Origin of the sequence: Kitasatospora sp. NPDC057500, assembly GCF_042802195.1 — a bacterium.
In the GTDB taxonomy this organism is placed as follows: domain Bacteria; phylum Actinomycetota; class Actinomycetes; order Streptomycetales; family Streptomycetaceae; genus Kitasatospora.
Map to the genome: position 1 here is coordinate 112,296 of NZ_JBHVER010000004.1, position 6,646 is coordinate 118,941.

The following is a 6,646-nucleotide window of genomic DNA, read 5'->3' on the forward strand; positions in this document are numbered from 1 at the left end:
GTGCCCCCGCCCGGCGGACCGTCAGGGCCGCCCCGCTACACGCCGGCCCGGTCGGCGGCCGGGGCCGCGCGCTCCGGGAGCTCCGCGTCCAGCGCGCGCAGGATGTCCTCGACGCTCTGCCTGGCGTCGCCGAACAGCATGGCGCTGTTCTCCCGGAAGAACAGCGGGTTCTGCACCCCCGCGTAGCCGGACGCCATCGACCGCTTGAACACGATCACCTGCTCCGCCTCCCAGACCCGCAGCACCGGCATGCCCGCGATCGGGCTGGCCGGGTCGTCCATCGCGGCCGGGTTGACGGTGTCGTTGGCACCGATGACCAGGACGACGCCGGTGGCGGCGAGGTCGTCGTTGATCTCGTCCATCTCCAGGACGATGTCGTAGGGCACCTTCGCCTCGGCGAGCAGCACGTTCATATGGCCGGGCAGCCGCCCGGCGACCGGGTGCACGCCGAAGCGCACCCGCACGCCGCGCTCGCGCAGCCGCCGGGTGAGCTCCGCGACCGGGTGCTGCGCCTGCGCCACCGCCATGCCGTAGCCGGGCGTGATGACGACCGACTCGGCCTGCGCCAGCTGCCGGGCCGCCTCCTCGGCGCGGACCTCCCGGTGCTCGCCCTGCTCCTCGCCGCCGCCCGACGAGGTCTCGATGCCGAAGCCGCCCGCGATGACGGACAGGAAGGAACGGTTCATCGCCCGGCACATGATGTACGACAGGTACGCACCCGAGGAGCCGACCAGCGCGCCGGTGACGATGAGCAGGTTGTTGTCGAGCAGGAACCCGGCGGCCGCCGCGGCCCAGCCGGAGTAGCTGTTGAGCATGGAGACGACCACGGGCATGTCGCCGCCGCCGATCGAGGCGACCAGGTGCCAGCCCAGTGCGAGGGCGAGCACGGTGACCGCGATCATCAGGCCGAGGCCGGGGCTGACCGTGAACCAGACCGTCAGCGCCACGAACGCGCCCAGCGCGCCGATGTTCAGCGCGTTCTTGCCGGGCAGCACCAGCGGGCGCGAGGCGATCCGCGCGGACAGCTTGAGGAAGGCGACGACCGAGCCGGTGAAGGTGACGGCGCCGATGAAGATGCCGATGAACACCTCGGCGTGGTGGATGCCCAGCAGGTCGGCGGCGACGGCGCTCTGGGCGTCGCCGTGCGCCTCGACCTCCAGGTAGCTGTTCCAGCCGACCAGCACCGCGGCCAGGCCGACGAAGCTGTGCAGGACGGCGATCAGCTCCGGCATCTGCGTCATCTCGACCTGCCGCGCCCGCCACAGGCCGATCGCTCCGCCCAGCGCCATCGCGAGGACGATCAGGGCGACGGCGCCGGCGGTGATGCTCTGCGCCGCCACCACGATGGTGGCGACCAGCGCGAGCGCCATGCCGGCGATGCCGTAGACGACGCCGGCGCGCGAGGTGCGGTGCTGGGAGAGCCCGGCCAGGCTGAGGATGAACAGCAGGGCGGCCACCAGGTCCGCGGCGTGGGCTGCCGTTGTGGCGGTCATCGGCCTCAGCGCCTTTCGGGGGACGTCGAGAACATGCTCAGCATGCGGCGGGTGACGGCGAAGCCGCCGAAGATGTTGACGCTGGTCAGCAGCAGCGCCACGAAGGCCAGCACGGTGACCAGGGTGCGCTCGTGCCCGATCTGGAGCAGCGCGCCGATCACCACGATTCCGGAGATCGCGTTGGTGACCGACATCAGCGGGGTGTGCAGGGCGTGGTGGACCTTGCCGATCACGTAGTAGCCGATCACCACGGCGAGCGCGAACACCGTGAAGTTCTGCGCGAGTTGGGCCGGGGCGTAGGCGACCAGCAGGAACATCGCCAGCATCCCGGCGCCGATCAGGCCGAACCGGGCCGCCGGGGTGAGCCGGGGCCGCCCGGGCTCGGCGGGGGGCTCGGCGGACGCCGCCACCGCGGGGGCGGGCGCGGCCGAGACGGCCACGGGCGGCGGCGGCCAGGTGACCTCGCCCGCGCGGGCCACCGTCACCGCCCGCTGCACCACGTCCTCGAAGTCCAGGACCAGCCGGCCGTCCTTGCCCGGTGTCAGCAGCTTCAGCAGGTTCACCAGGTTGGTGCCGAACAGCTGCGAGGCCTGGGCCGGCAGCCGGGAGGCGAGGTCGGTGTAGCCGATGATGGTGACGCCGTTGCCGGTGACCACCGTCCGGCCGGCGACCGTGCCCTCGACGTTGCCGCCCTGCGCGGCGGCCATGTCGACGACGACGCTGCCCGGCTTCATCGCCGCCACGTCCGCCGCGGTGAGCAGCCGCGGGGCCGGCCGGCCGGGGATCAGCGCGGTGGTGACCACGATGTCCACGTCCTGCGCCTGCGCGTGGTACAGCTCGGCCGCCGCACGGTCGTAGTCGGCCGAGGTCGCCTTGGCGTAGCCGTCGGTGCTCGCCTCCTGGGCGACGTCCACCGCCAGGTACTCGCCGCCCAGCGACCTGACCTGGTCGGCGACCTCCGGGCGCGGGTCGGTCGCCCGGACGACGGCCCCCAGGCTGGAGGCGGCGCCGATCGCGGCGAGTCCGGCCACGCCGGCCCCGGCCACCAGGACCTTCGCCGGGGGGACCTTGCCGGCGGCCGTCACCTGGCCGGTGAAGAACCGTCCGAACACGTGGGCCGCCTCGATCACCGCCCGGTACCCGGCGATGTTCGCCATCGAGCTGAGCACGTCCATCGACTGGGCGCGGGAGATCCGCGGCACCGCGTCCAGCGCGAGCGCGGTGACCGGGCGCGCGGCCAGCGCCGCCAGCAGCTCGGGCCGCTGCGCCGGGGCGAGCAGGCCGATCAGGGTCGCGCCGTCGCGCAGCCGGGCGAGTTCGGCGGTCGAGGGGGCGTTGACCTTGAGGACGACGTCGGCCGCCCAGGCGTCGCCGGTCTCCGCGCCGGCCTCGGCGTAGGCGCGGTCGGTGAACCCGGAGGCCGCGCCGGCCCCGGACTCGACCACGACCCGGTAGCCGAGGGCCAGGATGCCCCGCACCGTCGACGGTGTCGCGGCGACCCGGGTCTCCCCGGCGGCCGACTCGGCGACCACGCCGATGCGCTGCGGTGGATGGTGCGTGGAGCCCTGTGCAGTCATCACTCGTGCCTCTCTCATCGGAGAAACCGTTTGACGGCGGGATCCGCCTTCCCTGGGAGTCTCGCTCCCTTGGAGGCAGGAACCTACCCGCCACGGCCCCGCGTGGCGACAGGCACGACCGGTGAGCCGCCTCACCGGTTCGTGTCCGGCCGGGCTCAGAATCCTCGGGCGGCGGCCCCGTCGCGCAGCAGGGCGAAGGCCGTGACGGTCTCCTCGGCGGCGATCCTGCCGACCTCCTCGGCGTCCTGCCCGGCGGCGAGCCGGGTCCAGACGGCGCGGGCGAGCACCTGGCGGACGGCCACGTACTGGGCGGCGAGCAGCCGGGCGGCCATGCCGCCGTCCGGGTCCAGGGCCTCGGTGAGCGCGCGGGTGTCGGCGTCGAGGTAGTCCACCAGGTGGGCGGAGAGGCTGGGGGTCTCGTAGACCAGCCGGAGGAAGGCGATCGCCTGGGGGTTGGCGGTCATCCCGGTGCTGGGGTCGCGGTCCGCCAGTCCCCGGAGGCGGTGGCGTTCCAGCGCGTCCAGCGGCGTGAGGCCGGCGGCGCGCTCCCGCACCACCCGTCCGGCCTCGCCGAGGTGGTCGGCGAAGCGGTGCAGGACCAGCTCCTCCTTGCTGGCGAAGTAGCGGAACAGGGTGGGCTTGGAGACCTCGGCGGCGGTGGCGATCTCGGCCACCGAGACCTGGTCGAAGCCGCGGGCGAGGAAGAGGGAGATGGCGGTGTTCGCGATGGCCTGGCGGGTGCGCTGCTTCTTCAGGCTCCGCAGGCCCGGATCGGTGTCGTTCTCGTCGGGGTTCATGACACAAGCGTAACTCAGGAATGTTTGTTACTCGGTTGCTTTCATTACCGAGTTGCTGTTCTATGGCGTGGAGAGGCGACCGAGAGGGGCGAGGCACATGACGACCGTGGTGATCGCGGGGGCGGGGCCGACCGGACTGACCCTGGCGTGCGGGCTGGCCCGGCAGGGCGTGGCGGTCCGGGTGATCGACCGGGCGGCGCGGTTCCCCACCGGGTCGCGCGGCAAGACGCTCAACCCGCGCAGCCTGGAGATCCTCGCCGACCTGGGCCTGGGCGAGCGGCTGACGGCGGCGGGCCGTACCCATCTGCCGTTCCGCAAGTACTTCGAGGGCCGGTTCGTCAATGAGACCGAGCCGTTCGCCGGCGCGGTCCCCACCGCCGCCACCCCGTACGCGGCGAGCCTGTGGCTGCCGCAGACCCGGGTCGAGCGGCTGCTGCGCGAGCGGCTCGCCGGCCACGGGGTGCGGGTCGAGACCGCCACCGAACTGGTGGACCTGCGGCAGGACGGCGCCGGGGTCGAGGTCCGGCTCGCGGACGGCGGGCGGATCGCCGCCGAGTACCTGGTCGCCTGCGACGGCGGACGCTCCACGGTGCGCGGGCTGCTCGGAATCCCGTTCGTCGGCGTCGGCGACCCGGAGCCGGCGATGGTCTGCGGCGACGTGGAGGTCGAGGGGCTGGACCCGGGCGCCTGGCACCAGTGGTTCGGGCCGGGGGGCGCGTTCATGCTCTGCCCGTTCACCGGCACCCGCCGCTGGCAGCTCCAGTCGAGCCCGGAGACGGACGCCGACGGCCGACCGGTCGCCCCGTCGCTGGAGGGCTTCCGGCGGCTGGCGGCGCTGCACACCGGGCGCACCGACCTCCGGCTGTCCAACGCCACCTGGCTGTCCACCTGGCGGGTCAACGTCCGGATGGCCGAGCGCTACCGCGAGGGGCGGGTGTTCCTGGCCGGCGACTGCGCGCACGTCCACCCGACGGCGGGCGGGCTCGGCATGAACACCGGTGTCCAGGACGCCTGGAACCTCGCCTGGAAGCTCGGGTACGTGCTGCGCGGCCTCGCCGGACCGGCCCTGCTGGACACCTACCAGGAGGAGCGGCTGCCGATCGCGGCCTGGACGCTGGACGTCACCAGTGCCGGGATGGCGGCCGTCATGGACGGGGCCGCGACCCCCGGCGTCGGCGTCGAGGCGGGCGGGGTGGGCGGCCTCACCGGCCTGGCGCTGGGCTACCGGTGGAGCAGCCTGGCCGCCGACCGCCTCGCCGGGGCCGTTCGGGCGGGGGACCGGGCCCCGGACGGTCCGTGCGCCGGGCCCGACGGCGCCCGGGCCCGGCTGTTCGAACGCTTCGCCGGCGACCACTTCACCCTGCTGGGCCTCGGGCCGGGCGCCCGCCCCGCCCTGGCCGCCCTGGCCGCGCTGCCCGGCCACGTCCGCCCGGTGCCGGTCGAGGACCCCGACGGCACGGTCCGCCGGGCGCACGGGATCACCGGCGACGCCCTGGTGCTGGTCCGGCCCGACCACCACATCGCCCTCACCGCCCGGCCGCACGACCACGCCGCGGTGTCCGGGTACCTGGCGTCGCTCGGGGCGTAGGGCTCCTGCCGACCGGGCGTCAGGGGCGGGGCCGGACGGCCATGCCGGGCCGCCGCCGGTGGACCGTCAGGTAGACGACGCCCTGCGGCCCCGCCACCACACCACGCGCGGCGCCGTGCGGCACCAGCCGCAGCACGCCCGGCTCCAGCGGGTGCGCCACGCCGCCGCAGCGCAGCGTGCCCTGCCCGGCGAGCCCCAGCACCAGCACGTCCAGGTCCGCTTCGACGTGCTCGGCGACGGACGCCTCCGGCCGCAGCCGCACCACGTTCGCGTCCAGCTGGCGCTCCGCCCCGGTCAGCCGCCACAGCGCCCCGGCCCGGTCGGCTGCCGCCTCGCGCAGCAGTTCGTCCAGGACCACGCCCTCGCCGAGGGCCTCCGCATCCGTCATGCCGGACATCATCCCATCCGCGCCGGGGCGTCCTCCGGCCCGCCGGGCGGTCCGGCGCCTACCGCCCGGCCGCCTCCGGGCCGGCCAGGGCGACGGGCAGGCCGGCCTCGATGCGCTCCAGCAGCCGGCCGCCGTGCACGCCGGGGGCGTCGAAGTGGCGCAGCTCGTCGGGGTCGTCCTCGCCCTCGGCGCGCAGTACCTCGGGCACCAGCACGCTCTCCGGGGCGACCGGCGGTGCCTCGGGGTCGGGCGCCAGGTACGGGGGCGCGATCACCGGGCCGTGCAGGGTGCCGCCGATGAGGTCCGGCTCGAACTCGGAGGACAGGACGGTGACCCGGGCGTGCAGGTCGCCGTTGACCATCACCAGCTTCTCGGTCATGTGGCCGATGAACGCGCCGACCCGGACGTCCCCGCGGACCAGGAGCTTGACGTCGCCCTCCAGGTGGACGGCGGCGGCCCGGAGGTCGCCGAGGACGATCAGCGCGGGGCAGCCGTCGTCGATGTTGAGGATCGCGCCGCCCACGGTGAGGTCGCCGTCGACGATGTAGCCGGTGCCCTCCGGCTCGGCGGCGTCGAGGTCGAGGAGCCCCTCGACCGAGAGGTCGCCCGGGTGGACGTCGTACTCCTCCTCGTAGAGGTTCTCGTAGCAGTCCTCGGGCAGCCCGCGGCGCTCGAAGAGGGCGACGGACTCGTCCCAACTGTGCAGTGCGGTCGTGATGTTCATGGGCGCAACTGTGCCACGAGGCACTGTCAGCCGCCCCCGCCGGGCCGCTCCGGCGGGGGCGGGCGCCTCAGCCCTGCGG

General features: G+C 74.6%; 6 protein-coding genes. 1 reads left to right on the forward strand and 5 read right to left on the reverse strand.

All coding sequences use genetic code 11. The features are described 5' to 3' along the window. Positions 1 to 35 precede the first annotated feature (35 nt). The 3 genes from pntB to ACFU74_RS01965 form a co-directional block, all read right to left on the reverse strand. Positions 36 to 1,493 (reverse strand): Re/Si-specific NAD(P)(+) transhydrogenase subunit beta, encoded by a 1,458-nt coding sequence (pntB, locus tag ACFU74_RS01955; protein WP_380750229.1) that lies wholly within the window; start codon positions 1,491 to 1,493, stop codon positions 36 to 38. Between the two features lie 5 nt (positions 1,494 to 1,498). Next, positions 1,499 to 3,070, reverse strand: a complete 1,572-nt coding sequence (locus ACFU74_RS01960; RefSeq protein ID WP_380750256.1) for a Re/Si-specific NAD(P)(+) transhydrogenase subunit alpha — start codon at positions 3,068 to 3,070, stop codon at positions 1,499 to 1,501. 155 nt (positions 3,071 to 3,225) lie between these two features. Next, entirely contained in the window at positions 3,226 to 3,867 is a 642-nt protein-coding gene (locus ACFU74_RS01965; protein ID WP_380750232.1) for a TetR/AcrR family transcriptional regulator, read from the reverse strand. Between the two features lie 97 nt (positions 3,868 to 3,964). Here ACFU74_RS01965 and ACFU74_RS01970 point away from each other — a divergent pair, with 97 nt between their 5' ends. Further along, positions 3,965 to 5,455, forward strand: coding sequence for an FAD-dependent monooxygenase (locus tag ACFU74_RS01970; RefSeq protein ID WP_380750235.1), 1,491 nt, complete (start codon positions 3,965 to 3,967; stop codon positions 5,453 to 5,455). Positions 5,456 to 5,474: 19 nt separating this feature from the next. Here the strand turns inward: ACFU74_RS01970 and ACFU74_RS01975 are convergent, their stop codons facing one another. Further along, on the reverse strand, positions 5,475 to 5,843 hold the full coding sequence (locus ACFU74_RS01975) for a hypothetical protein (protein ID WP_380750238.1): 369 nt from the start codon (positions 5,841 to 5,843) through the stop codon (positions 5,475 to 5,477). 58 nt (positions 5,844 to 5,901) lie between these two features. After that, on the reverse strand, positions 5,902 to 6,567 hold the full coding sequence (locus ACFU74_RS01980) for a hypothetical protein (RefSeq protein ID WP_380750241.1): 666 nt from the start codon (positions 6,565 to 6,567) through the stop codon (positions 5,902 to 5,904). Positions 6,568 to 6,646: the final 79 nt, after the last annotated feature.